Consider the following 26293-nt stretch of genomic DNA (forward strand, 5'->3'; position numbering starts at 1 on the left):
TATTAAGAGAACCCAAGTGTATCCTTGTCTCGTAATAATTCAACAGATCGCGCCGCTGCTTCTTTCGCCAGTGATAGCTTGCTCCCTTCCATGCTACCGGAACGATCCAACACAATAACCAATCCTAGGGAGGGCAATTCTTCCTTTCCCTTTATTTCCATGTGTACGGGCAATAAATCCTCAATGGGCGTTTTGAAATAACCGCCAAGTCCGTAAGCTTCATCTCCACCAGCCATGACAAAACCTACTCCAAATTCTTTTACCGCCCGTTCAATCAACATCATTTTATTTTCTCCAACATCTGTAGCAGAAATATTGTCAAACAAAATAGAGTCATATTGGATAAACCCAGAAAGATTGGATGGTAACAATTCTGGTGTGATTTGATCGACCACCATGTCTGATGCTTTCAATGCAGCAAAATGACCTGGTTCATCCTCATTCTGAACAGCTAATACCCTTGGAGGCCCTTTTACATTTGAAACGGAAAAAAGCTGATTATTTTCTGAAAAGGCATCCTCTTCTGCATTTACTTCGGCCCTGTATACGTGTAAACCAGTATTTTCTGCTATATGGGTAAACGTATATAAATTTGTTCCTTCTTTTACTTCCAATTCCTTCCGAATCAACTCACTATCATTCAAAAAAACTTTTAAACGGGCTTTTTTCTCGTCATTACTTGTGATTTTCAGCTTTATTTGTACGGTCTCCCCCTCATAAAGAATGGGAGGAACCTCCATTTCTGTGATCGCCATATCCGACTCATGTTCTCCTGCAATGGGAACATAGTCTAAAACAATGCCTTTTTGTTTTAAAAGTCTAGCTGTTGCGAGTAAGTCTCCGGCTGTCTCGTTTCCATCAGATAAGAGAATGACTCTGCCATTTCTTTGTGTCGGTAGAATCGACTGGGCAAGCTGTATCCCTTTTTCATAATTGGTGTCATAAGGATCTATTTCCCCAGAAAACTTCTGGATCAGTTCGCTTTGATGGTGAAAGGCTTGCTCAACACCAGCTTCCTTCCCCATTGCCACAATGGCAAAGCCATCCTTTTCCCGTTTCTCATCCAAACTATTTGAAATCCAATCTAGCATTTGTTCGTCTGTCCCCTTCATACTTGCTGAGACATCCGCCACAAAAACCACATTTCTCTCATCTATCTTGTGAACTAGCTGTGGAATCGTCAAGCTTGCAATCAAAAATAGAAAAGAGAGGCTTCTAAGGGTAGCGATTATTCTCTTATCTTTTATAGAAAATGATTGTGCTTGTAGATAAAATAAAAAAACAACAACCGCTACCGGAATAAGGAGAACAAACAAGATGGGATATTTAAACTCTAGTCCCACGTCTTGTCACCTCCCACTCTACAAACAATAGAATCAAAGCTCCAAAAGCGAGCCAAAACCAACCTTTATCATATAGACGCTCATTGGCTTGTTTTATTTTTTTACCATTGTCTTCTCCGTGTTGGACATGAAACGAAGGCTGAAAGGGAATCGATTTTTCTCGATCATCTAATTGAACCGCTAAATATTTCTTTTTATCTTGGACCATAATCTGATATAAACCAGGTTTTCGCGGTGCCACAAAACTCTCCTTATCAAGGGAATAAGTCCGGATAAATTCTCCTTCCTCATTAAAGAGCTTCCATTGTGCCGTCTCTTTCTTCACATTCATCCATTTTTCTTCACCTGGCTGAAAAAAGCCTAAAAAAGCATCTTGGGAAGAAAGCCATTGTACCGCATGATAAAGAAAAATTGGAAATCCAGGGCGCAGTGGCCAATCCGATTCTTCAATAGGGAAATGAATGACAATGGATGCCGTGTCATTCAAAATCCCTTTTTGAATAAGTGGGAATCCTTCGCTTTCCGCAATAACGGGAAGAGATAAAGCGGCTTCTGTCCGGTCAACCGATTGAATAAAGGTTTTGTCAAAATCGACATACTGAAAAAGCGGGTCATTCGTGACGGTTATTTGCTCGCTCAATGGCACTTTTTCATGCTGCTCAGGTGTAATCGCTAATATTGGCCGATCAGGCCAGTCTTGCACCCCGATATTCTCCGTCACAACCATTCCGTCTGTGAGATCCATCTCCTGCGTAGCGGAATCCAATTGGATCACATCATAGCCGATATTTTCAAGTCCCTTCAATACAAATGGACTAACATCGCCAAGGGCATATATTTTTGAAAAAGGCACTTGATGAATCGCAATCATTTGATTATCAACCTGATAATCATCCTCCACCAAAATCTGGGCTTTATAATAATCCTTCTGCGGCAAATCGGGAATCGCAATCATTTTTTCTTCTTTCGCTTCTATTGAAATGGTATCTGAAAATAAAATGTCTTTGTCAGAAAGCACCTGTAATTCGACCGCTTCCTGCTGATTGATTTGATTTTCAATGAGAACGACTGCAGAAATTTGCTTGTCTTCCATTCCAATACCGAAAGACTTAATCGCTAGATTAGGCCCATTCTCTCCATGATTCACAACGGTAACCGGCAGTGTCTCTGGTAAATGAGTTAATTCTTCTTGTTTCAAAGAATCAGAGAATATATAAAGAGAGGAATCTTCCGCATTGGCTAACGAATCCGCCAATCGTATCGCTTTTTTCATATCACTATGTTCATAAGAGAGCTCTAATTCATTGACTACCTGTCGAATCACTTTTTTATCTGTCTCCTTATTTAGCAGCAGGTGTGGCTCTCGCCCAGCAGAAATCAATGTAATCTCCTGATCATCCATTTGGTTTATATACTCGTTTAGATCTGATTTAGCCTCTTCAAATCGGGTCATTTCATTATGGATGGCTGCCATGGAGGCTGAATCATCGATGACAAATAAAAGGTGTTCCCCAGGAATGCCTTTCGTCTTAATAATAGGATGGACAAGGGCTAGCATCAATAAAGATAAAATCATAAGCTGTAGCAATAATAATAGATTGCGTTGTAATTTATTCAACCAAGGGGATGCTTGCCATTCGTTCATCACTTGCTCCCACAACAAATTAGACGGGATGATCATTTTTTCATATTGTTTACGAAACATATAAAAAAGCAATACTGCCCCAATAAATGCTGTTAGTAATAAAAATCCTGGATTTGTTACACCCAATTTGGTCACCTCATTGCAATAGCCCTTTAAAAGGATGTTCAAAAAGTAAGGATCAAAGGCTAAATTCGCGACATCCTGTCGCAACGCCTTTGTGACCTGCGTCCTGCAGGTCCCCGGTAAAAATGACACTACGAATTTCTTCGTTGGCTTTCTTTTCCGCTCCTTGGAAAAGAAAACCACTTTTCCTTCGTGCGATGCGGATTCAGGGAAGCTTTCCTTGTGCTCACGTATCGGGATGAAGGTTCTTCTGCTAAAACCGCCCACGTCCTGTGGGCAACGCAGAAGTCAGTACATCCTGTACAAGTCCGCTGCTCAAAGCTACGCCGCCTCGAACTTTCGACGCACAGGACGTGCTAGTGTCGGCAGTTGGCTATTGACGTCAGCGCCCTTAGCCGACGGGTCCTTTTTATCCTCCTTTTTGAACAAGCCCTTTAAGTACAAAATCTTTTAATAAAATTTCTTCCATCTTTTTCACATCATTGATCAGAAAATACTCTGCTCCCGTTTTAACGCAAAGCTGTTTTAATCTTTCATTATGCTCTTGTAATCTCATCTGATAGGCCGTTATAAGCCTTGGACTAACACTTAAATTGATTTCAGTCTGTAACTCACTATCGATTAGTTTGGCATCTCCATGAACCTCTGGAGCTCCCTCTTTTTCGCTTAAGATTTGGATGAAAATAATATTTGTATGTAACGGAGAACATTTTTTTAGTAATCTCTCATATTCTTCGATTGGCTCCATCCCATCTGTAATGATGAATGCGATTTGTGTGTTTTTTTCCATTTTTCCTTCTAACCCGCGGATGAAAGAAGTGGTGGTCTCCTCCATACTCAGTCGTAAAATTTGAAGTAAAACGGATTGCGCATGAGTCCTTCCTTTTCTCTCAATCTTTTTAGCGCTTGGTGCTGAAATGGGGATAAAAGATAATCGATCCTCATTTTCTAAGCAAATAAAACTTAAACAGGCGGCTAGAGATTTCGCTTGAGTCCATTTCGATTCAATCGCTCTCATGGATGACGTGCAATCCAGATAAATGGCCACCTTGATTTCCTGTTCATCCAGATACCTTTTAATAAAATGGCGTCTCGTCCTTCCATAAACGTTCCAATCGATTTGCCTAATATCATCGCCTGGTTGGAATTCCTTAAAATCAGAAAACTCAAGGGAGGAGCCAAAACGATGAGAAGAGCGAATTCCTTTCTGCATTCCCGTTCGTTTCGAATCATAGACAATTCTTAACCTGCGTAATCTTGCTAGAAATTGGGGAGAGATCCTTGTCATTGGACAGCACCAGTCGCTTGAACCGTTTTTATCGTTTGCTCGATAATCTGATCTTGGGTGACACCTTCCGCTTCCCCTTCAAAATTTATTAAAATACGATGGCGGCAAACGGGCTTAGCAGCCATTTTCAAATCGCCAATAGAGACATGATAGCGACCTTCCATTAAGGCGCGACTTTTTGCTACCATAATTAAGCTCTGCAATCCACGAGGACCGATCCCATATTGTACATATTTTTTCACTTCATCACATGCGTCCTCATCCGTTGGTTGGGTGGCCGCAATGATACGGACAGCTAATTCTAAAATATCCTCTGAAATCAATATTTGTTTCACAAGCTTTTGAATATGAAGAACATCTTCTTTCTGCATCATCTTCTTTAAGAGCGGCTGTTCGGAACCAGTCGTTCTCAGAATGATTGTTTTTAAATCCTGCTTATTAGGATAGGAAACCAGAATTTTTGTGGCGAAGCGATCGACTTGCGCTTCCGGTAATGGATACGTTCCTTCTAGATCAATCGGATTTTGTGTCGCCAAAACAAAGAATGGCACCAACATCTCTTTCGTATCCCCCATAACGGTGACCGTTTTCTCCCCCATTGCTTCCAATAAAGCACTTTGCGTTTTTGGTGTAGCTCGATTGATTTCATCTGCCAGTATAATATTGGCAAACAAAGGCCCTTGAAAAAACTCAAAAATTTGTTTCCCCTCTTCATTTGGTTGAATCATCATTGTGCCTGTAATATCGGAGGGCATCAAATCCGGAGTAAATTGAATCCGGGAAAAGGATAAATCCATCACTTCCGCTATCGTTCGAACAAGCATCGTCTTTCCAAGTCCCGGCAATCCTTCCAGTAAGGCATGTCCCCCGGAAAAAATGGTCCAGAGCAATTCTTCTATAACTGAATCCTGTCCGACAATAAATGACTGTATTTCCTTCTTTACCTCCTTCAGCAACCCTGCCGCTTGTTGAAAATCTTCTTCTTGGAGATGTGCCACGAAATCCTCACTCCTTCTCTGGCTTTATCTTTGAAAAGTAATTTTTGACGATCGACTCGATTTCCTCTGGCATTTCGATTCGATCGATACTTTGTCTTGATGCTTCTTCATATTGTTGATAGACCTCTTCATAAGGGCGGACAGAGCCTTTTAGCACAGGTCCATTCCCTTCTGTTTTTTCAGCAGGTTGTCCTTTACCCGTTTGTTTCCCTGAATCAATTTCCATATTTTTCTTTCCATCGATGGATTCCGGAATAGCCAATTCCCTAGAGCCTGAGCCTTGGCCTGCACCACTACTGGAAGAGTTTGCTTGACCGCCGTTATTGGACATCCCACCAGTTCCTGCTGTCCCTTTTTTCCCCTGCCCTTCTTGGGTTGGGCCTTTATTTCCTTTCTCTCCTGATTGTCCCTCTTCTCTTCCTTGTGCAGATTGTCCGGTTTTTTTAGGCTGTTTGGAAGTATTCGGTGCAGCGCCTGTTCCATCTTGCTTTTGATTTGCAAATTCTGCGGATGGCTTCAACTGATGACTTTCCATCGTCGAAGCTAAATCCGCTATTTCCTTATCTAAAAGATTTTGTGCCTCTTCCCAACCCTTTTGATCGTGATTGCCTGCTAACTCCGTAAATTTTTGGGCAATCTCCTCAACCGCTTGATCCGATAAAGGATCATCCTGATGACTTAATGCGGATAGTAGTTTTCTTTGTTCTTGATTCAGGGCGGAAGACTTTTCTTTTAACTGATTGAGTTCTTCCTTCACACCTTTTGCATCTCCCTCTTGAAGAGCTTGAGCGAGCTTTTCTAATTGCTGAGCTTCCAATTGCTCTACAAGTTCGGTTATATTTTCCTGGGTTTCTTTTGCTTCTATTTTCTTTAACTCTATTTCTTCTCGTTTTTTTACCAGTTCTTTTAACGCTTCATTTGCTTGTTTCACATCCTGCAACGCTTCAGGCGTCTTTTCCAATTCTTTCCTTGCCCCAGCATTCTCTAACTTTTCTATCTCATTTCGCAACTCTTTTTTCGTCTTTTTCACGATGTTTCTCTCTATTTCTATTTTTTTCGCCTCTTCTATTTTTTCATTTGGGAACGATAAACTAAGAATGGCGAACATCCCAACCATAAAAATAAGACAGACTAGAAGTGGATGAACATACTGCTTTTTTCTTTTTAAAACAGTTTGCTCCACATTTTTCATATGTGAGAGGGCATCTTTTCTTTGCAACTCATAGATTTTATCGTCTTCTTGTAAGAAAGATAAAGCGGTTGTAGCTCTATTTTCTCCCGAAAAAATATCATAAAGGTTCGCCGCTGCTTGGAGCGAGGGAGCACTCTTCCAAGCCGATATGGAAAAGCAAATCAACAGAGCCGCAATCACGGTCAAAACATAGATAAATAGATACGGAATAACGAAAAAACGAGCGAACAGACTAAGCAATAACAACGATAAGGCCGAAGTGAATAGAAACTGCTGCAACCTTTTCAAAAATAGTCCTAACCTTAGCTGTGACCTTACCTTTATTAATAAACTTAAAAATGCTTGTTTTGTATCCACCGTCCATCACCCTTTTTTGCGTTTCATATTAGGACGTAATTTCTTAATACTTAAAAAAAGCATCATAAGCGCCAAAAGCGAATAGACAATAAAATAACTCCAGATAATCGGAAAGGGGACACCTGTTTGGCTGGCGATGATTTCATTTATTTCAGGTTGAAAAATCGCTGAAAAAGCCATGACCGGATTAAACATAGCCAATATATAAGGAAATAATAAAGTAGAATTTTGTGAATACGTATAGCTTATCAGAATCAAAAACAAAAAGGCTGTTCCTCCTGCAAGGAATAAACAGATGCCATAAGATGAAACCATCGCGACAATCGTTCTTCGAATGAATGTCGAAAAAAATATTCCGATACAGCCAAAAACAAATATTGTAAACAAATAAAAACCAAAAATCTTAAAAAGGGTTGTAGGGGATACACCCCCATAGAGAAACACGATCGAATAAAAAGGGAGACTTGCGACAATCATTAACACCAAATAGACGATCGAAGAGAAAAGTTTACTAAAAATAATGCTCGTGGAACTCTGAATGGTTGTTAATAAAATATTTAACGTTTGCTTCTCCCTTTCCCCACTAACGACACCCGCAGTTAAACCAGGAGTAATGAATAAAATTAAGCCAAGCTGAATATAAGCAAGAACCATGAACATCAGTCGGCTTTCCTCCGGACGGACATACGAAGATCCACCCGTTACAACCCTATTCAGTAAAATATAGCCAATCACAACGATCCCGATGGCAACCAAATAAGCCAATAATCCTATAAATGTCCGAAAAGAGCGGAATCTTAGTTTAAATTCTTTATTAAGTACTGGATTAATCCAAAACTGCTTCATATTCACTTCACTCCACTCCTTTCGTAATTTCCATAAACACATCTTCCAAATTTGTTTCTAATGGTTTAAAGCTAATAATCGGGAGATCGGCTAACATGGCCTTTTTCAGTAACTGAACTTGCCTTTGTTGATCACCAGCATAATGAAATTGCAATATACCTTCTTCTGTAACCGTCATTTTTGAAACATCTGGATCATCTTCAAAAAAGGCGATCGCTTTACCGGCTTCACCTAAGAGCATAACGGTAATGATTTTGTCCGCCTGAAGTTGTTGCTGAATTTCATTAACAGAGCCATGTGCAACCAATTTCCCCTTGTTAATCACACCGATTTCATCACACATTTCCGAAAGCTCAGGTAAAATATGAGAGGAAATAAGAATCGTTTTCCCCATCCTTTTTAATTCTTTTAGCACTTCACGCATTTCAATCCGAGCCCTTGGGTCAAGTCCTGAAGCGGGTTCATCTAATATTAAAACATCAGGATCATGGATAAGTGATCTTGCGAGGCAAAGCCGTTGCTTCATCCCGCGTGACAGTAAATCAACATAAGCATCATATTTGGATGATAAATTTACTAACTCCAAGAGCTGTCCAATTAATTCCTTTCGTTCGCTGACAGGGATTTTGTAACTAGCTCCATAAAAATCTAAATACTCATTTACTCGCAATTGATCGTATACCCCAAAGAAATCGGGCATATAGCCAATATAGTTTCTAACTTTTTCCGGCTCCTCTGTAACACTAGCCCCATTGATAAAGGCTGTTCCTGAAGTAGGGGCAAGTAATGTGGCTAGTATGGAAAAGGTCGTTGATTTACCAGCACCATTATGACCTACTACTCCAAACACTGTACCTTTTTCGATCTGAAGTGTAAGAGTATCTAAGGCTGTAAATGAACCATATTTTTTCGTTAATTCTTTGATTTCAATCATTGATTCATGGTCCCCTTCACCGTAAACTCTGGGAAGCTGATATAAGGATTCTCTTCCCCATTCTTCTTTTCTAACTGGACCGTTAATTGCCCGTGTTCAGAAATAAAGCGTTCTGGATGGTCCTTTAATACTACTGATTCGTTATTTTCATCGACTTCTACAAATTCACCCGTTTTATAATCCATTAGTGATAATGTCAGTTCTGCATATGGATCAAGAGTAAAGCTGATGGAATCGAACGATGCCTTTTTTAAGTCAATTTGGCCTGGTAATGTTAAGACCGCTTCATAAACGCCCGTCCCCAATTCTAACTCATTATACATATCCATTGGAGATAGTATATTTCCCGTAATCGCACGAAGTTCAGTCGTTAATTCCGCCTGAGTAATCGTAAATGGCCCCGTGCCCATTCCCGTTGCTTCAAATGGTTGATAAATGATTTGCACGCGATCATTTTTTTCTTTTTTATGGCGAATATTTGCTTCGACAATATTATCCTTTGTAAATCCATAAACAATTGGTTCATTATTGTTTACAATTTTATCAGATGTAACTAAAGCATTTAGTAGTTCCTCTTTTTTTAATTCTTCCAGTTCGGTATCTGCTTGATTTCCTGTATACCCAAGGCTGATCGGTCTTGTCAATATGCCCTTTTGTAAGTCTAAATCAACCTCTAATGTCTCCTCTTGGTTTATTTCACCAAGCTCATAAATATGTTCACCACTCCAAATAAATAACTCTTCGAAATGAAAAGGAAATTGATTGGTAATTTTCCCTTTTAATTTTTCACCCTCTAGATTCAAATCGACTTGAAATTGACCGACCTCCTGCTTATTCACGTATCCAACCATCGTTCTCGCTGACCAATAGCCCACATCTGGATACTCATAATTTTGACTTCCTCTCGTTTCTGAAACAATTGCGTCTGTTAAACTTTGTCCATCCAGCAAACTCTCCCCGGTTTTCACTGGGGCACCCGAAATGTGCGCCTTTGGAAATGATAATTGATAGTCCCCACTTCGATTTGAAAAAATGCTCGCAGAATAGGAACCTACTAAATTCCCTTTTGGATCGGCCTCAAATAGTCCCAGCTCAAACAAATGTGGTTTGGCCATTCTCTCTTTTGCCCCAATACTGAAAATACTAACCGAAACAATCAACGATATCGCTGGGATGATCCACCATGCATGTTCCCTTTTATCCATTTTACGTAGAAGAACATACAGTATCGGGATAATCAGGATGATATAGCCTAACAGAGTAAAAAGTACGATTGGCAGTGAGAAATTGGATGTGGGGTATAGCTCATTAACCGATCCTAATTCATTATAGATGGATTGATAGAGCCCATCAGATTGAAATTTAGATGAAAGCCCCGATGGGATCGATGCAAAAAAATCTTCCCAATACTTCTCAAAGCCTTCCCATGATGAAAGCGGCTCTTCCCCAATGGAAAAGGCTGTTTGCCATATTTCTCCCTGATCTAATGGTCGTTTTAGAATGACCGGTATTTTACCCGAATGTTCAATAATTTCGGCGTCTGCTTGCGTAGAGCCTGTATGAATCGTTAGCGATGAAAAATGGATCGGTGTTTCTTTGTCGCTTGTTAAAAATGAAAGATCTTGAATGTTTTTTTGATTATGTATCTGCATAGGCAGAAGACTTTCCAATTGGCCAAAGGCATGATGTCCTTTCGATGATCCCCCTGCGATCAGTGTTCCCCCTTGATGGATCCAAGCAATTATGGCCGCTTGCTGTTCATCAGACAACTCACTTACTGGATAATCATCAATCAGTAGAAAATCGAAAAACTCCAAGCTTTGCTCCTCTATAGGTAAATTTGTTTTATTTAATGGGACTGTGATGACAGGCTCGCCCATTAATTGGATCAGTTGTAATTTTTTTAATCGGTCTGGATTTTCACTGATCAAACCAATCGTTGCTTGATTATAATCAATCGTTCTTTTATTGGAATGATGGACGGCCTTGAACGGGATTTTTTTACCGCTTTTCCAACTCATTTCATAGAGAAGAGGCGGTTTTTGTTTATAATTGAACGGCTCTTCTGCGCTCCCAGGCAGGGTGATTTCATACGTCTTTTCACTGCCCTTAGGCAATTCTATATGGATCACTTTTTTTCCGCCAAGATTATACCCAGTCGTATACGGGAGCAACAAATCCCCACTAAAATCAGCCCCGCTATTTTTTAAAGTCATTTTAACGGGATACCCTCTATTCATTTTTACTTCGCCGTTGTAACCTTCTTCAATAGTAAGATCTATCGCAGCAGTTGCCGCGTGAACAGGGAAAGAGAAGCTGGATAAAAACATGAAAATAAATACAACAATAGAGAAACGGATTCTCTTTTGAATCATTGAACAGACCCCCTTATACAATCAAAAACAAGATCAGTCGTATTTATGTGAAATAAAGGACTGAACGATATCAAAAAATGCTTGTACCTGCCGCAGTTCAAAAACGGATTCATATCCTAGTAGCCATGTGTCCCGTTTAATAAAATGATTTTTATCGTCCATTAAAGGAATTCTATATACATCTGTTTCCGAATCAGAAAGAGTAATAGCCGGTAAAATCGCATACCCAATTCCATTAAATGTCATCTGTTTACAAGTTTCGATTTGATCGACTACAATGGTACGTCTTGGAAAAGTTTGAAATTGACGATGCCACCAATCCTGGATTTCCTGATAATAATTTGAATCGCTTTTAAATTGAATAAAAGGGCGATCCGTTTCTAATACCTCTTCCACCTTTTGTATTTCTCGATCGACGAGATACAATTGATCCTCAAAAAGATGGTGTTTTACTCCTTTCCAGTCTGTTGTTCCACGGATAATACCGATATGAACTTCTCCTTCATATAAACTTTTTAATATTTCACTGCTCCACCCTGTTATTAACGAAACCTTTGCATGCGGATAAATTCGAACAAATTCTTTTAAAACCTTCGGAAGCCAATTTTGACCCACAATAGAAGCACAGGCTATTTTTAATGTACCATGTACTTTTGAATGGAGTGCTTGCAGTTCTTCAAACACATTTTCTTGTTTTTCCATTATACTTTTTGCAAAATTCACAACAAGCTCTCCAGAGGGTGTTAATACCAAGCCTTTTTGGGTACGGATAAATAATTGGACCCCCCAATATTTTTCAATATTTTGCAGTCGCTGTGAGAGTGCCGGCTGTGAGACAAATAACCGCTCCGCTGCCTTACGCATATTTGCTTCCTCTGCAAGCACCACTAATAACTGATAGTCAGATAGAGACATAGGTAACCAGCTCCTTTACATGTGGCAGCCAATTTTTGTTTGAATACAGTTTTGACTTCTCCTATGGACATATTATGACATATAGTGAAATTTCCAATAGCGCGTTAAAAAATATCAGCTCCCGAAATGGGAGCTAATATTTAGACATGATGGAACTTGCCAATTTGTTTCTTTAATTCCTTTAAGAGTACCCTCCTTGTGAATATCCCTTCAAAATACCCGTCATGGTCCTCAACACATAAAAAAGGATAATCAATCAATAAATCAAGGGCCTTTTCAAACTCGTCATCTACTTGTATTTTGGGAATTTGAACTTGCATGACATCTTCCACTTTTTTATCGCTCAATTTCTCAAACTCAATTCGTTCTAATCCAAGAATCGATTCTGTAATAAGTGGGGAGCTAATTAAGCCGTGTAACTTAAAACGTGCATCTAATACCGGAATAGCAGAATAGCCGCTTTTTGTTAGGACAAGCAAAGCATGTTCCAAATTATTTCCAATTTGGACATGGGCAACTTTTTCAGATGGGATTATATAATCACTGATATGCGGGTTCATGTTTTGATGACTTTGTAAGGAAATCATTTCAGTCCCTCATCTCTTTATAATCTTTACTCATTCTTATTTTAACATAAACCACGTGAGAAAACGCTTTTATTACCACAATTTTATTATACCGTTGAACACTTGTTTTAAGAACGCTCTTTTTCCTCCTGAATCATATCAAAGATCTCAATAGCAGCCATATCAATATCATCGAATTGATATTTCTGTTTATCATGATCCTGACTATACTCCTCCACCTCATATGTATGGGAAGCCGGAAAATATCTCACTTGACAAAGAACTTTCTGATTTACTTCAAATAATCTTTGAGGATTCTCCTCCTGATCTCCTATATTTTGCATCGTTTGAAGCCTTTGAATAATGCTGATTAGTTGTGACATTGTCAAACTCCTTTCTTAAAAGACAATGTCATTATAAAAGACTTGGGAACTGTCTTGACCAAAAGAGGAGGAGAAACTTCGTTTATTTAAGGATTTGCAAAGGTTTCATACCTTCCTTACCTTCCTTTCTGGGACGATCAGTGATATAATAAAAAGTAAATAAAATTGGAAAGGTGTACTTTATATGGATGATCAAACCAGTAAAGCATTGGAACTGTCTGTAACAAATCTTTCACAGGCCATTTTTACGGTTAACCGCCACGCCAAAACGGCAATAAATCCTAAATATTTATACATCTTGAAAAAGAACGCTCTGACCAAAATGATCCAGGAGCGAAAAGCCACAAAAATTGGTCTCCACTTTTCGAGAAATCCCAAGTTTAGCCAGCAGCAATCAGATGTCTTGGTTCAGTGCGGAGATTATTTGTTCCACATACCACCTACTAAAGAAGATTTTGAAGAGCTACCCCATCTTGGGCATCTTAATCAGCATTCCCGCAACCCTAAAACCCGCATGTCCCTTAATACAGCAAAGCGACTTCTTCAAAAATACACTGGCATCAAAGAGAACAATGATCCAAGACCAATGAATACACAAAAACCTGTATTCAAGAAACTTGGGGATAGCTTTTTCTAAGCTGTTTACCTCTTTGAATCCTATGTTTTATATTTCCAATTAAAAACGGATAACCACTAACATGGTATCCGTTTTTCTGATTGTATTTGCCTACAAGCAAAATGAACTATACAGGATGAATGCCCGCTTCTGGATTGATATCCAACATAATTTTCTCAAAATCCAACATCAGGATCTTATGATTGTTTTCTTTAACGACGCCAATCACATTCGATAAATCCGATGGTGGTTTTTCCATTTTATCCCAAGATATTCGTAAAATTCGCTCCACATTATGAACATGGAAAACAACCTGCTTATCATTAAATTCTGTTACGATAAACTTATCCTCTGAAAGATCACGATCTACTACTCTATCCATCCCTATGGCATCTTCTAAACTGACTACTGGCAATACCTCTCCACGTAGTTGGATGATTCCTAATACATATGGATGTGAGTGCGGAAGAGAAGTTGTAGCGCTAGGAAGAATAATTTCTTTCACCTTTAACACATCGATGCCAAATAGATGGCCATTTATTTCGAATTGGATAATTTCTAATTCATTTGTGTCACATTCTAATACTATGTCTGGTTGATTCTGATCCATTGCTTTCCTACCTTTCATCGCTGCCAATATCTTGCATAGGTTGATCCCAATATTTGATTAGTGCTTGTGTACCACTATTTTCTTCCCCTCGCTCAGCGAGAATATCATATAATTTCTTAGCAAGTTCCAAACCGGGTAAAGAAAGATCCATTTTTTTTGCTTCGTCAAGAGCAATCCCCATGTCCTTAATAAAATGCTTAATAAAAAAACCTGGCGAATAATCCCCCTTAATCACCCTAGGAATTAAGTTTGACATGGACCAACTGCCTGCCGCTCCACTACTAATTGATTTTAATACCGTTTCAGGATCTAGCCCTGCATGTTGGGCATAAATAAAGGCTTCTGTGACCCCCATCATATTTGATGCGATCGCAATTTGATTGCACATTTTCGTATGTTGTCCTGCTCCCGCCGCTCCTTGGAAAATAATATTCTCACCAAGTATGGAAAAAATAGGTTTGCAGTCTAGAAAAGTTTGTTGATCACCTCCGACCATGATCGATAACGTCCCTTTTTTAGCTCCAATATCTCCGCCTGATACAGGAGCATCTAATGCTCTTATCCCTTTCTGCTTACCAGCTTCATAAATTTTCTTCGCTAAAGACGGGGTAGATGTAGTCATATCAATCACAATGGAACCTGTTTTTATCCCCGAAAAGATTCCTTCTTTGCCGAAATATACTTCTTCCACATCTTGCGGATACCCAACCATTGTAATGATTATTTCGGTATTTATCGCCATTTCTTTAGGGGAGTCTTTCCATATCGCCCCATTAGCTATTAACTCTTCTGCTTTTTTTTTCGTTCTCGTAAACACTGAGACTGAATATCCATTGGCTAATAAATTCTTTGCCATACTTCTCCCCATGACACCTAACCCAATAAAACCAATTTCCGCTTTTTTATCACTCATTGATCATTCCCCTCCTGCTAAACGGATCTTAATTTACCTCCATCAACAAAAAAGCTACTACCTGTCATATATGTATTCGCCTCTGACGCTAGAAAAACAACGACTTTAGCAAATTCTTCTGGTGTCCCTGATCTTCCCAATGGAATCCTTTCTTCTGCGCGTTTTTTGATTTCTTCCTTTGATATTTCTTTTTTATTCGCATTTATTTCATCGAGTTGTGAGATTCGATCTGTTAAAATTCGTCCAGGCGCAACCGTATTGACTAAAATATGAAATGGGGCTAATTCGTCCGCAAGTGTTTTCGCTAACCCCAAAATTCCCATTCTGAATGTATTGGATAAAATAAGCCCTGGTATTGGTTCTCGTATAGACGAAGAAGCGATATTAATAATTCGTCCACCATCTTCCTTAAGATACGGTAATGTCGCTCGTATGATACGTATATAGGAAAGTAAATTCAACTCAAATGCAGCTTGCCAAGCGTCATCATCTATTTCTTCAAATCCGCCAGCCGGTGGTCCACCAGCATTATTCACTAATATATCGATTCCGCCGAATTCTTTTACGGTTTCATCCACCATATGTTGAATTTGGTCTGGTTGCGTAATATCACAAGTGACCATCCCAACCTTGCCTTGCCGAAATTCTTCAAGTTGTGATTGAACACTTTTCAAGCGATCTTGATTCCTACTCGCCAACATCACATTGGCGCCTTCTCTGACAAACAATTCCGCAATGGCTTTACCTAAACCCTGACTCGATGCGACGACCAATACTCGTTTCCCTTTTAATCCCATTTCCACTGACATCACTCCCTTGTTAAAATCTTACCTTAATCATACAACTTTCGCTAAAAAAAGGCATACATTTCTAAAAAGAATGGGTGATTGTTCATTAAGAAAAGCGCAAGCGCCCGTTTAGCGACGTACAAACTTTTTAGGGGCCTGACGAGATAAAGGAAACACGATGAACCCGAAGGGTGAATCGATGTTGACTTACGCAAGCAGGCACCGAAAGTTTGCTAGTCGCTGGGCGCTGGAGCTAGATCCAACATTAGCCAAAATTTCCTTTCCTATCCTGTAAGAAAAGCGCAAGCGCCTTGTTCAGCCCCGACAAGCAAATGTTCTGAGACAAGAAAAGTCCGGTTTTGACTTTTATTGTCTCAGGTTATTTGACCTCGAGCCGATGGCGCCTGGAGCTAGATCCAACATTAGCCAAAATTTCCTTTCCTATCCCATTAAAAAAAACGCTGGATTTTATTCCAGCGCAAAAAAGGGGGAAAAATGAGAATGAATGAATATTGTCATTCAATCATATTTTATTGTATACCACTAATTAACAATATATACACATTCTTCCCGGTTACATTTTGATTACAGTTCGATTACTTCCTCGTTCGTTTTCCATCTGATCAAATATCTGAATAAAATGATCAGTTGTTTCTTTTAACGCACTTTCAGCATTTATTTTTTCATTCCGAATCCTTTCTGTAATCGCTGTCAATAACTCAGGATCACGTAAAACAAGGAGATGTGCATCAAAAATAGCCGCCTCCTCTTCCCCCAAAATTTTTATGGTCTGTTGACGTATGAATTCTAGGTCTGATTTAGCGGCATTTAATGCTGAGTAAAGACGGTTTATTTCTTCCTCAGCATCCGAGATAGCAATTTTCTCAAAAGAAAGATCTGGCTGAATAAACAGATATGCTTTTCCGATGGCGATTCCATTAGAAGCTGCTATCCCTGTTAAAATGCTGGACATTACTTGGCAAGTCCTTCTTTTTCAAGCAATTCTTCAATACCAGCCATTGCTTCTTCCTCATCACTACCGTCTGCACTAATTGTAATGACAGTATCTTTTCCTATTCCAAGTGACATAACACCCATGATAGATTTAAGGTTTACCTTTTTATCCTTAAACCCTAATTGTATATCAGATGAATATCTACTTGCTGTTTGAACAAGTACAGTTGCTGGTCTCGCATGAATTCCAGTATCTGCTGTAACAGTAAATTGTTTTTCGATCATTTATATCGTCTCCTTTTTCTAAGTTAAAAGTACCCTCTATACAAAATTAGCTAATTTTGCCTGTTTCGTCAATCATTGAGTAACGAAAATCGAATAAATTTTATCTTTTTTTATCTTTTCCCCTTTTTCCCTAAATTTATTGAAACATATCGGCGGTTTTTCTTCTTGCGCTTTTCTAAAAAATAGTGCAAAATATGGAGAATCCATAATCATTGAATCATGATCTTAGAAACAACACGATTGCACCTTGGAAATTTATGAAACCAGATGAATGAGCGAGGGAGAGATTGAATTGAAAATTGCTGAAATCGGTAACATCATTGAATTCAAAAATGGTCTTCAAGGGGTAGTTGAAAAGGTGAATGAAAATTCCGTTATTGTAGATTTAACGTATATGGAAAATTACCGTGATTTTGAGCTAGAGGAGAAAACAGTTATCAATCATAAAAACTATAAAATCATTAAGGAATCTATCCATGTATAAATGCAAGCGACATCGCTTGCATTTATTCTGATGATTTTAATTATATTGGTGAAACTTTAAGAAAGGATTTTATTATGGTTAGGTGTTTGAAAGATTGGAAACTTATTGGAAGTCTTATTTTAGCCTGTTGCCTCATTTCCATTACTTTTGATTACAAGCATCAAGTTTTCTGGTATTTATATACAGCAACGATGTTATTTCTCATTAGTATCACGATCATTGCCGAAAAAACGGAGGATAAGATTTCTATTAAACAAGCGATTTTTTGGGGAATCCCCTCTGGGATTCTATTATATGTCTTATTTTCATTCGGAAAGTGGTTATTATCTTTTATTCCCGTGAATGCCTTGAATCAAATTACAAAGTTGTATGAGTATTTTTCTTTAGAATGGTTGTGGCAATATCTTCTACTTATTTTCGTCATTATTCCGGGTGAAGAGTTTTTTTGGAGAGGATTTGTACTAAAAAGAATACTAAGATATATACATCCTACAGCAGCCGTCATTATTGGAGCCTCATTGAATGCTCTAGCTTTTTGTCTAACTGGATATCTCCTTTTAATCTTAGCTGCTTTTTTTAGCGGTTTAGTATGGGGTATTCTGTATGTTTGGAAGCGAAGCTTACCACTCTTAATCATTTCTCATCTTATTTTTGATTTGCTTTTATTTGTATTATTCCCGCTTGCCTAAAGTGTCAAAGACACGGAAGTGTATCACAGGATAACAGATCTTCCGTGTCTATTTTTTTTCTATCAATGGCTTGATCCATAGTAATAGTAAAAAAATTAAACTAATATATCCAAACAAAGGGTACAGGAGACCGAGAAGCTGCCCATATTCCATCCTACCTATCATATAAACGACGAAAATGACAACAATATGAATCCAAATTTGTTTGAAATGGACAAAATAACTTATTTGCCTCTCAATTCCATACATATTCCCAATCAATGAAGTAAAAATCTCTCCATAAATAATGAATAGATAAATAAAATAAATACCACTAATGGAATTTTTTACTATCGTGGCCATCGGAATATCGTAGGCTAAGAGATTAGGAAGCGTAGATAGAATAATATGACTGGATATTAAAATAATCGTTAATAACAGACCTCCTATGAACCCACCAAGCTTGATCATTGTTTTATCATTGATTTCCGTTGCAATTGGCACAAGGACAGCTTGGGCCAGTGTAAGATTAAAAGCCGCATATGAAAAAGCTGAACCAATCGATTTCCAGACATTACTAAAGTCTGGTACGTACAGCAAATTCACCCATAAGGATGGATCTGAAAGGGAATGAAACATCAGTAAGAAGTTAAACAGAATGAGGATGGGTACTACAAATGTGTTCACAGCAAATAGCCCTTTCACACCACCCCATAATACAGCGAGGCAAAGGATGATGGTCATAACAGAACCAAAGGCCCTATCCCATCCTAATTGCTCTGAAAACAAGGCCTCTGCCCCTGAGAGCATGACCCCACATACTCCTACTAGCATCAGTGTCATAAATATATTCATGACTTTCCCCAAATGTTGTCCAAATAAATCATTGTTTAGGTCCATAAACGAGGCCGCCTGAATATCAATGGATTTGATCATCACCTTCATCCCGAAAAAAATAAATAAATATCCCGCTATCAATATAGACACTAATCCGTATAAACCATATTGTGTAAAAAATTCTACAATTTCTTTACCTGTAGCAAATCCGGCGCCAATAACTGTACCAACATATACCGCAGCTATCTGTAATGCCCCTGTCCATTTATTCAATTCACTGCCCCACTTCGCTTAATAATCTTTGTGATATAACCCTTTATTGAAAAAACTTGTTTTTATATCTATATGGGATTATTTAAAAAAAATCATAAAAATAGCGATTTTATGCTTGAAAGTCAAAAAAGGTCAGTGTATAATGAACCCATAAGGTCGAATAAGGTCAAGCTCTCCTCTTCCTATTCGCCTTTTCTTTCATCAACTTTTGGTCAAAGTTAGTCAAAGTCAATTTTATAAAATATATATTGGAGGATTGATATTTATGCTTTGTGCGAAATGCCAAACGAATCAAGCGAATATTCATCTTCACCTTAATATCAACGGACAAAAACAAACATTGGCTTTATGCCATCAATGCTACTTAGAAGAAAAAGAAAAATTGGGCACCAGTTTGGGAAACCCTATGATGAGTTCGGGATTTAATGGTGGATTCGAAGACTTATTTGAAAACTTCTCCCAAAACGGGCAGGCTCATCCACACCAAACCGTAAAAACACAAACAAAGCGCAATGGTTTTCTAGATCAATTTGGACATAATTTAAACCAAGCCGCAAAGGCAGGCTTAATTGATCCGGTGATTGGACGAGAGGAAGAAATCAAAAGAACGATTGAAATTCTCAATCGCCGCAATAAAAACAATCCCGTTTTAATCGGTGAACCTGGTGTTGGTAAGACAGCTATTGCCGAAGGTTTGGCACTGAAAATTATTGAACAAGATGTACCAGCAAAATTGAAAAATAAAGAGGTTTATTTGCTAGATGTCGCTTCATTAGTGGCCAACACAGGGATTCGAGGCCAATTTGAGGAACGAATGAAGCAATTAATTACAGAATTACAAAAGCGTAAAAATATTTTACTCTTTATTGATGAAATTCATTTGCTCGTTGGAGCTGGATCTGCTGAAGGCTCGATGGATGCCGGAAATATACTTAAACCGGTACTTGCACGTGGAGAATTGCAAGTAATTGGGGCAACAACTTTAAAAGAATATCGACAAATTGAAAAAGATGCCGCCCTTGAAAGACGTTTCCAACCCGTGCAAATCCAAGAACCTTCATTAGAAAAAACACTCGAAATCATGATGGGACTTAAAAGTAAATATGAAAGCTATCATCAAGTCCAATATAGTGATGAAGCTATTAAAGCATGTGTGGAGCTTTCGGCTCGATATATTCAAGATCGATATCTCCCTGATAAAGCCATTGATTTAATGGATGAAGCCGGCTCTAAACTAAACTTATCGATTAAAGAAGAATCCCATGAGGCTATTCATCAACGTCTAGCTGAAATCGAGAAGGAAAAACAAAACACACTAAAACAAGAGAACTATGAACTAGCCGCGAAATTAAGAGATGAAGAAGCTGAGCTTGAAAGAAAGTTACATTCGACTTCTACAGAGTCAAAACTAACGGTCCATGTTGAAGATATTCAAAACATTATTGAAAGTAAAACAGGAATCCCTGTAGGAAAATTACAAAGTGATGAACAGCAAAAAATGAAAAGCCTTGAGAAAAATTTGGCTGCAAAAGTCATTGGACAAACAGAAGCCGTGAAAAAAGTGGCGAAAGCCATTCGTCGCAGCCGTGCTGGTTTAAAGGACGAACATCGTCCGATTGGTTCTTTCTTATTTGTAGGTCCAACCGGGGTCGGGAAAACCGAATTAGCTAAAACACTAACAGAAGAATTATTTGGTACAAAGGACGCATTTGTTCGCTTAGATATGAGTGAATATATGGAAAAACATAGTGTGTCCAAATTAATCGGTTCTCCTCCTGGTTATGTTGGTCATGAGGAAGCGGGACAATTGACCGAAAGAATTCGGCGAAATCCCTATAGTATCATTCTTTTAGATGAGATCGAAAAAGCTCACCCAGATGTTCAACATATGTTTTTACAAATTCTTGAAGATGGTCGTCTAACAGATAGCCAAGGTAGAACGGTAAGTTTTAAAGATACGGTCATTATTATGACAAGTAATGCAGGAACGACTGTAAAACCTATCCATGTCGGGTTTAATCAAAGCGAGGCGATGAAAGAAACAAGTATTCTTCAAAATCTTGGTTCCTTCTTTAAACCTGAGTTCTTAAACCGGTTTGATAGTATTATTGAATTTAATCGTTTGGAGAAAACAGATCTTCTTCAAATCATTCAATTACTATTAATTGAGCTTGAGCAAAAAATGACGGCACAAGGCATGAGGCTTGAAATAACTGATGAAGTCAAAGAAAAAATCCTCGAAGTAGGATATCATCCTGATTTTGGGGCTCGCCCACTCCGCAGAGCGATCCAAGAACAGCTTGAAGACCAAATCGCAGATTATATCCTTGACCATGCGGATGCGAAAAAATTAAAGGCCGTTGTGAATGACAATAAAATTTCGATCATTACTCAGTCCTAAAATAAGAAGAGATTGCCGTTTTGTAACCCATCGGCAATCTCTTTTTTACAAGGTAAGAAAGAAATTTAGCTAATGCTGGAGCTAGACATCAACAGCCTTCGTTCAAAAAAATATCTAAAAAAACTTTCTTTCTTATCTTTCAAGCAAAAACTCCGCCTTTACGGTTTAAGTTAAGCGGAGTTTTTCATATCATTTGCTCTCGTTTTCTTCAAGCACCCCCTATGCGAAATGAATTTAATCGATCGGTCATCGGGTAGGGAACAAGTTGTTTGCGTGAACCGTGTTCCAGACAATAGACATATTTATTTCAAGAGAAGCTACCTTTCATCCTTCTCGATCCTTTTTTGATCGCCTATACATCTCTTATGTAAAACAGTCTATTTTGCGGGTTGCAGCCGTTGTTGTTTAACAAATTGATTGGCCACACTTGTTCTTGGAATCTTACTTTGATTGGAGTTTTTTACCACTTGACACATTTTATAGTATTGATTCATCATTGAATCTAGTTCTTGGCTGCAAATTATCGTTTTTTCTGCGTTCAAGCCATATAACTCACCAAATAAGTACATTTCTTTACGCTTTTCTTGAATTTGCGCTAATAATTTTTTTGGTTCTTTTGCGCCATAGTACATACCCCGTTCTCCTCCAATTAATTTCCTGAAAACTCAACTATGACATTATCTCAACATTACTATTAAATGTAAATAGATTCGCAAAAGTAGACAATTTTTTTAACTTTTATCATCAATTATTCACATTTTCCTTAAAATTTTCCCTATGGAATCCCTTACACCCAAAAGAATTATACCATTTTTACGTATTTTAATGAATCTATCGAAGTTTGTCGATTGTTCTATAAAAGCCCTAATCGTTTCCTTTCTTTACAGACATTTCTAAGAATTTAACATCTGTCATACAAACTTTAACGAAACGTAATGTTATCCTTCCTTAAAGTCGGGTACAATAGTGCTAACAAGTCAAAAAGTGGTGAAACTTATGACGAAAAGAGACTCTTATTTTGATAATGCAAGATTTATTTTAATTTTTTTAGTGGTTTTCGGTCATTTGATTCAATCATACGTTGATACAAATACATTCGTAGCAAACCTTTACAAATTCATTTACACCTTTCATATGCCGGCTTTCATTTTGATATCTGGTTATTTTGCTAAAGGGATTTATGAAAAAGGTTATATAAAGAAAATATTAAAAAAATTGATTATCCCTTATCTCATTTTTCAGGTAATTTACTCTATTTTCTATTATTTTCTTTTTAGTGAATCCACGATAAGTTTCGACCTATTGAACCCTCATTGGTCACTTTGGTTTTTAGTCAGCTTATTTTTTTGGCATTTAATGATCCTTGCATTTAACAAATGGAAACCGGCAGGAGCGATTGTTCTTGCTCTTACTTTAGGCTTAGCTGTTGGTTATATTGATTGGATTTCCGGTTATTTAAGTTTATCAAGAACCTTTGTATTTTTTCCTTTTTTTCTTGTAGGATACTATTTAAAAAAGGAACATTTCCAAAAAATATCTTCTTCTCAAGCAAAGGTATTTGCAGCGATCATTATTACTTCTGTCGCTATTTTACTTGTCAACTTTCCTAACTTAGATGAAAAATGGCTGCTTGGTTCTAATCCGTATAGTGATTTACAGTCTATTACGATCCTTGGCATATTTACAAGAACAGGAGTTTATGCGATTAATTTCGTAATGGCCAGTTGCTTTTTCGCTTTTGTTCCACATAAAAGAGTATTCTTTACACAATGGGGAACAAATACACTGTATGTCTATTTGTTACATGGATTTATCATCCGGACGTTCAGAGGGAGCAATGTGGAAAATTACTTGGATCCGATGCAAAGCATGTTAATTCTAATCATTGTTTCTTTTTTGCTTACCCTGCTCCTTTCAAGCAAATTAATAACAACGATTGTCCAGCCTTTTATCGAATTAAAATGGTCAAGATGGAAACAATTGCTTAAAAGTCTCAAAGAAACAAAAAATAGCACCTTTAAAAACACCACAACCGACTAAAAGTCAGTTGTGGTGTTTTTAAAGCACATTGCTCAAAGTAGCTCTTTTCTTAGGTCTTCTGCTGATTTTGCTGATAAAAGACCAATTGGAACATCTAAGACTGTTTTTGCCCCGTTACTGCCGGCTTGATTCATTTTATAGGCTGCCCTTGCATAAGCTACTAAAACACTTGCTGTATATTCTGGATTGCTATCAAGTTTCAAAGAAAATTCCATCAGTTGTTTATGATCGTCCCCTGTTTTTCCACTTCTAATGACGAAACCACCATGTGGCATTTTTGAGTGGTTCGCTTGGAATTCTTCCTCTGAAATAAAATGAACATTTGTATGATAATCAGAAAAATAGTGTGGCATAGTTTTTATTGTTTCCTCTATTTCCTTTGTGTTGGCTCCCTCTTTAGGAACAACATAGCATTCACGTAAATGTTTTTCGTTTGTGGCAAGATCGGGGTTTTCCCCATTTCTGACCCTGTTTACGGCTTCCTCAATCGGAATCGTATATTGAACGGCCGCTTTGACCCCTTCCACACGGCGAACCGCATCAGAATGCCCTTGACTTAAACCTTTTCCCCAGAATGTATATGTATGACCTACTGGCAAAATAGCTTCACCCAATAAACGATTTATGGAAAACATGCCAGGATCCCATCCAACAGAAATAACGCTTGTTTTTCCCGATTTTTTCGCCACCTCATCCATCTTAGCAAAGTATTCAGGAATTTTTGCATGGGTATCAAAACTATCAATCGTATTGAAAAGGGTGGCAATTTCAGGTCCCTGTTCTGGTAAATCTGTTGCAGACCCCCCACATAAAATCATCACATCAATTTTATCTTTAAACTGCTCTATCTCTGTAATAGAGTGTACTGTTACATTCGATGCCACCGTTTTGACAGTCGCTGGATCTCTTCTTGAAAAAACAGCCACAAGTTCCATATCTTCATTTACTTGAATAGACGCTTCTACGCCCCTACCCAAATTCCCATATCCAACGATTCCTATCTTCATTTTATGATCCATATCATCATAACCTCCAAGTTCTTATTTTCTTCCTTGCTAACCAATAATGACCCTTTCTTTGGGATAATGAAAATTTGGGGCATCTTCATTATTGGACATCGTTAACAAAAAGGAAAGAATCCCAATTCGACCAATAAACATTAGCAAGATCAGTAAAGACTTGCCTATAGTTGATAAATCTGCTGTAATTCCCATAGAAGCGCCACATGTTCCAAAAGCAGAAGCCACTTCAAAAATGATCGATAGTAAACTGGCCTCTTCTGTTAGGGTTAAAATAAAAATGGATAGCCCTCCCAAAATAACAGCAAGCATTAATACAACTAAAGATTTTACCACATCTTGATGGTGAATTTCTCGTTTAAAAACCTTTATATCTGATCGTCCCCTTGCAAAGTGAAACAAGAACAAAATATTCAAAGCGAATGTTGTTGTTCGTATCCCACCACCAACTGAGCTGGGAGAAGCCCCAATAAACATTAAAGTGGACAAAAATAAAACAGTAGAAGGTGAAAACTGATTGATATCTAACGTTAACAGCCCTGCACTTCTCATTGAGGTGGATTGAAATAAAGAATAAAACAGGGCCTCATGCCAAGTTTTACCAGCAAAGTAACCGTCAAATTCAATCAATAAGATCACGATCGTCCCTACGCCCAATAATAGGAAATACGTTGTCGTCGTAATTTTTGTAAACAATGTAAAACGAAAACGAATATTTTCCTCTTTATGGAAAAGAAAATTTTTAACTTCAATCCAAACTGGAAAGCCAATTGCACCCAAAATGATTAAAACCATTGTGACAAATTGGACGAAGTAATCGTGAGTAAAAGGAATTAAGGAATTCCCGGTAATATCAAACCCGGCATTTGTTGTTGCGCTTATGGAAGCAAATAAACCTTGCAAATAAGCATCTTGCCAATCCGGATAAATTCTTAGAAAATAAGTGCCTAATACAAACGCACCAATCAGTTCAATAATGAAGATAATATAGACAATTTGTTTTAATAAAGCAACTAACCCAGAAAGATTAATTTGATTTTGGTCTGTCCGGATCAATTTCCTTTGCCTTAAACCCACTTTTTTACCAATTAATAACCAAAAAAAGGTACTAATCGACATGATGCCAATCCCACCGATTTGTAGAACTCCCATGAGTAAAAAAATACCTGGAGTTGTAAAAGTATCCACAATATTCACGGTTGTCAGACCAGTGACGCTCACTGCACTGGCTGCTGTAAAGATAGCATCCATGACCGACCACTCGGCCCCAGGCTTACGAGCAAATGGCAAACTTAAAGCAATAGCAGATAAAGCCACTGTTATGACATAGTATGTGACCAGCATTCGAAACGGGGTAATCTTCGTCAATTTTTGCTTCTTTAATTGTTTCATTCCCTATGATCCTCCAAACAACTCTACGATTCCTCTATCATATAGAAA

At 38.1% G+C, this 26293-nt stretch carries 25 protein-coding genes; 5 read left to right on the forward strand and 20 right to left on the reverse strand.

Annotated features, from left to right (window positions below):
• Window positions 1–2: 2 nt before the first annotated feature.
• The 11 genes from MUB24_RS12490 to MUB24_RS12540 all read right to left on the reverse strand — a co-directional run bounded on the left by MUB24_RS12490 (window position 3) and on the right by MUB24_RS12540 (window position 12965).
• Window positions 3–1343, reverse strand: coding sequence for a vWA domain-containing protein (locus tag MUB24_RS12490; protein ID WP_244704520.1), 1341 nt, complete (start codon window positions 1341–1343; stop codon window positions 3–5).
• Window positions 1327–3114 carry a vWA domain-containing protein gene (locus MUB24_RS12495; protein ID WP_244704522.1) on the reverse strand — a complete coding sequence of 596 codons (1788 nt, stop codon included), beginning with the start codon at window positions 3112–3114 and terminating at the stop codon, window positions 1327–1329. Before MUB24_RS12495 ends, MUB24_RS12490 begins: the two co-directional genes overlap by 17 nt.
• Window positions 3115–3520: 406 nt before the next feature.
• Window positions 3521–4399 (reverse strand): DUF58 domain-containing protein, encoded by an 879-nt coding sequence (locus MUB24_RS12500; RefSeq protein ID WP_244704524.1) that lies wholly within the window; start codon window positions 4397–4399, stop codon window positions 3521–3523.
• Complete coding sequence (locus tag MUB24_RS12505) at window positions 4396–5397, reverse strand: AAA family ATPase (protein ID WP_244704526.1); 1002 nt, start codon at window positions 5395–5397, stop codon at window positions 4396–4398. The genes MUB24_RS12500 and MUB24_RS12505 overlap by 4 nt, the downstream gene beginning before the upstream one ends.
• A gap of 7 nt (window positions 5398–5404) precedes the next feature.
• On the reverse strand, window positions 5405–6946 hold the full coding sequence (locus MUB24_RS12510) for a hypothetical protein (protein WP_244704527.1): 1542 nt from the start codon (window positions 6944–6946) through the stop codon (window positions 5405–5407).
• Between the two features lie 6 nt (window positions 6947–6952).
• Window positions 6953–7792, reverse strand: a complete 840-nt coding sequence (locus MUB24_RS12515) for an ABC transporter permease (protein WP_244704668.1) — start codon at window positions 7790–7792, stop codon at window positions 6953–6955.
• Window positions 7793–7799: 7 nt separating this feature from the next.
• Window positions 7800–8726 carry an ABC transporter ATP-binding protein gene (locus MUB24_RS12520; protein WP_244704529.1) on the reverse strand — a complete coding sequence of 309 codons (927 nt, stop codon included), beginning with the start codon at window positions 8724–8726 and terminating at the stop codon, window positions 7800–7802.
• Complete coding sequence (locus MUB24_RS12525; RefSeq protein ID WP_244704531.1) at window positions 8723–11101, reverse strand: type 1 glutamine amidotransferase family protein; 2379 nt, start codon at window positions 11099–11101, stop codon at window positions 8723–8725. The genes MUB24_RS12520 and MUB24_RS12525 overlap by 4 nt, the downstream gene beginning before the upstream one ends.
• Before the next feature lie 33 nt (window positions 11102–11134).
• Entirely contained in the window at window positions 11135–12016 is an 882-nt protein-coding gene (locus MUB24_RS12530; RefSeq protein ID WP_244704533.1) for a transcriptional regulator CcpC, read from the reverse strand.
• Window positions 12017–12156: 140 nt separating this feature from the next.
• Window positions 12157–12603, reverse strand: a complete 447-nt coding sequence (cbpB, locus tag MUB24_RS12535; protein ID WP_244704534.1) for a cyclic-di-AMP-binding protein CbpB — start codon at window positions 12601–12603, stop codon at window positions 12157–12159.
• A 107-nt stretch (window positions 12604–12710) separates the two neighbouring features.
• Entirely contained in the window at window positions 12711–12965 is a 255-nt protein-coding gene (locus tag MUB24_RS12540; protein WP_244704536.1) for a YkuJ family protein, read from the reverse strand.
• 184 nt (window positions 12966–13149) lie between these two features.
• Here MUB24_RS12540 and MUB24_RS12545 point away from each other — a divergent pair, with 184 nt between their 5' ends.
• Window positions 13150–13602 (forward strand): YkyB family protein, encoded by a 453-nt coding sequence (locus tag MUB24_RS12545; RefSeq protein ID WP_244704539.1) that lies wholly within the window; start codon window positions 13150–13152, stop codon window positions 13600–13602.
• A gap of 106 nt (window positions 13603–13708) precedes the next feature.
• Here MUB24_RS12545 and MUB24_RS12550 read toward each other — a convergent pair whose 3' ends face one another.
• The 5 genes from MUB24_RS12550 to MUB24_RS12570 form a co-directional block, all read right to left on the reverse strand.
• On the reverse strand, window positions 13709–14191 hold the full coding sequence (locus MUB24_RS12550) for a chemotaxis protein CheW (protein ID WP_244704541.1): 483 nt from the start codon (window positions 14189–14191) through the stop codon (window positions 13709–13711).
• A gap of 7 nt (window positions 14192–14198) precedes the next feature.
• Window positions 14199–15104, reverse strand: coding sequence for an NAD(P)-dependent oxidoreductase (locus MUB24_RS12555; RefSeq protein WP_244704543.1), 906 nt, complete (start codon window positions 15102–15104; stop codon window positions 14199–14201).
• 17 nt (window positions 15105–15121) lie between these two features.
• A complete protein-coding gene (locus MUB24_RS12560) occupies window positions 15122–15907 on the reverse strand; it encodes an SDR family oxidoreductase (protein ID WP_244704545.1) in 786 nt (261 codons plus the stop codon).
• A gap of 559 nt (window positions 15908–16466) precedes the next feature.
• Complete coding sequence (locus tag MUB24_RS12565; RefSeq protein ID WP_244704547.1) at window positions 16467–16865, reverse strand: phosphoenolpyruvate-utilizing N-terminal domain-containing protein; 399 nt, start codon at window positions 16863–16865, stop codon at window positions 16467–16469.
• Window positions 16865–17131, reverse strand: coding sequence for a phosphocarrier protein HPr (locus tag MUB24_RS12570; RefSeq protein ID WP_244704549.1), 267 nt, complete (start codon window positions 17129–17131; stop codon window positions 16865–16867). Before MUB24_RS12570 ends, MUB24_RS12565 begins: the two co-directional genes overlap by 1 nt.
• Window positions 17132–17423: 292 nt before the next feature.
• Here MUB24_RS12570 and MUB24_RS12575 point away from each other — a divergent pair, with 292 nt between their 5' ends.
• Complete coding sequence (locus MUB24_RS12575) at window positions 17424–17615, forward strand: YkvS family protein (protein WP_244704551.1); 192 nt, start codon at window positions 17424–17426, stop codon at window positions 17613–17615.
• A gap of 86 nt (window positions 17616–17701) precedes the next feature.
• Complete coding sequence (locus MUB24_RS12580; RefSeq protein ID WP_244704553.1) at window positions 17702–18304, forward strand: CPBP family intramembrane glutamic endopeptidase; 603 nt, start codon at window positions 17702–17704, stop codon at window positions 18302–18304.
• A 48-nt stretch (window positions 18305–18352) separates the two neighbouring features.
• Here MUB24_RS12580 and MUB24_RS12585 read toward each other — a convergent pair whose 3' ends face one another.
• A complete protein-coding gene (locus tag MUB24_RS12585) occupies window positions 18353–19393 on the reverse strand; it encodes a YkvI family membrane protein (protein ID WP_244704555.1) in 1041 nt (346 codons plus the stop codon).
• 265 nt (window positions 19394–19658) lie between these two features.
• Between MUB24_RS12585 and MUB24_RS12590 the strand changes: the two genes are divergently transcribed.
• Complete coding sequence (locus MUB24_RS12590; protein ID WP_244704557.1) at window positions 19659–21794, forward strand: ATP-dependent Clp protease ATP-binding subunit; 2136 nt, start codon at window positions 19659–19661, stop codon at window positions 21792–21794.
• A gap of 377 nt (window positions 21795–22171) precedes the next feature.
• Here MUB24_RS12590 and MUB24_RS12595 read toward each other — a convergent pair whose 3' ends face one another.
• Complete coding sequence (locus MUB24_RS12595) at window positions 22172–22426, reverse strand: aspartyl-phosphate phosphatase Spo0E family protein (RefSeq protein WP_244704559.1); 255 nt, start codon at window positions 22424–22426, stop codon at window positions 22172–22174.
• Between the two features lie 364 nt (window positions 22427–22790).
• Between MUB24_RS12595 and MUB24_RS12600 the strand changes: the two genes are divergently transcribed.
• Window positions 22791–23834, forward strand: a complete 1044-nt coding sequence (locus tag MUB24_RS12600) for an acyltransferase family protein (RefSeq protein WP_244704561.1) — start codon at window positions 22791–22793, stop codon at window positions 23832–23834.
• 32 nt (window positions 23835–23866) lie between these two features.
• Here the strand turns inward: MUB24_RS12600 and MUB24_RS12605 are convergent, their stop codons facing one another.
• Together MUB24_RS12605 and MUB24_RS12610 are read right to left on the reverse strand one after the other, a co-directional pair.
• Window positions 23867–24853, reverse strand: coding sequence for a diaminopimelate dehydrogenase (locus tag MUB24_RS12605; RefSeq protein WP_244704563.1), 987 nt, complete (start codon window positions 24851–24853; stop codon window positions 23867–23869).
• Between the two features lie 36 nt (window positions 24854–24889).
• A complete protein-coding gene (locus MUB24_RS12610) occupies window positions 24890–26245 on the reverse strand; it encodes a TrkH family potassium uptake protein (RefSeq protein ID WP_244704565.1) in 1356 nt (451 codons plus the stop codon).
• Window positions 26246–26293 lie beyond the last annotated feature (48 nt).

Origin of the sequence: Lederbergia sp. NSJ-179, from assembly GCF_022867885.1 — a bacterium.
GTDB lineage: Bacteria > Bacillota > Bacilli > Bacillales > Bacillaceae_C > Lederbergia.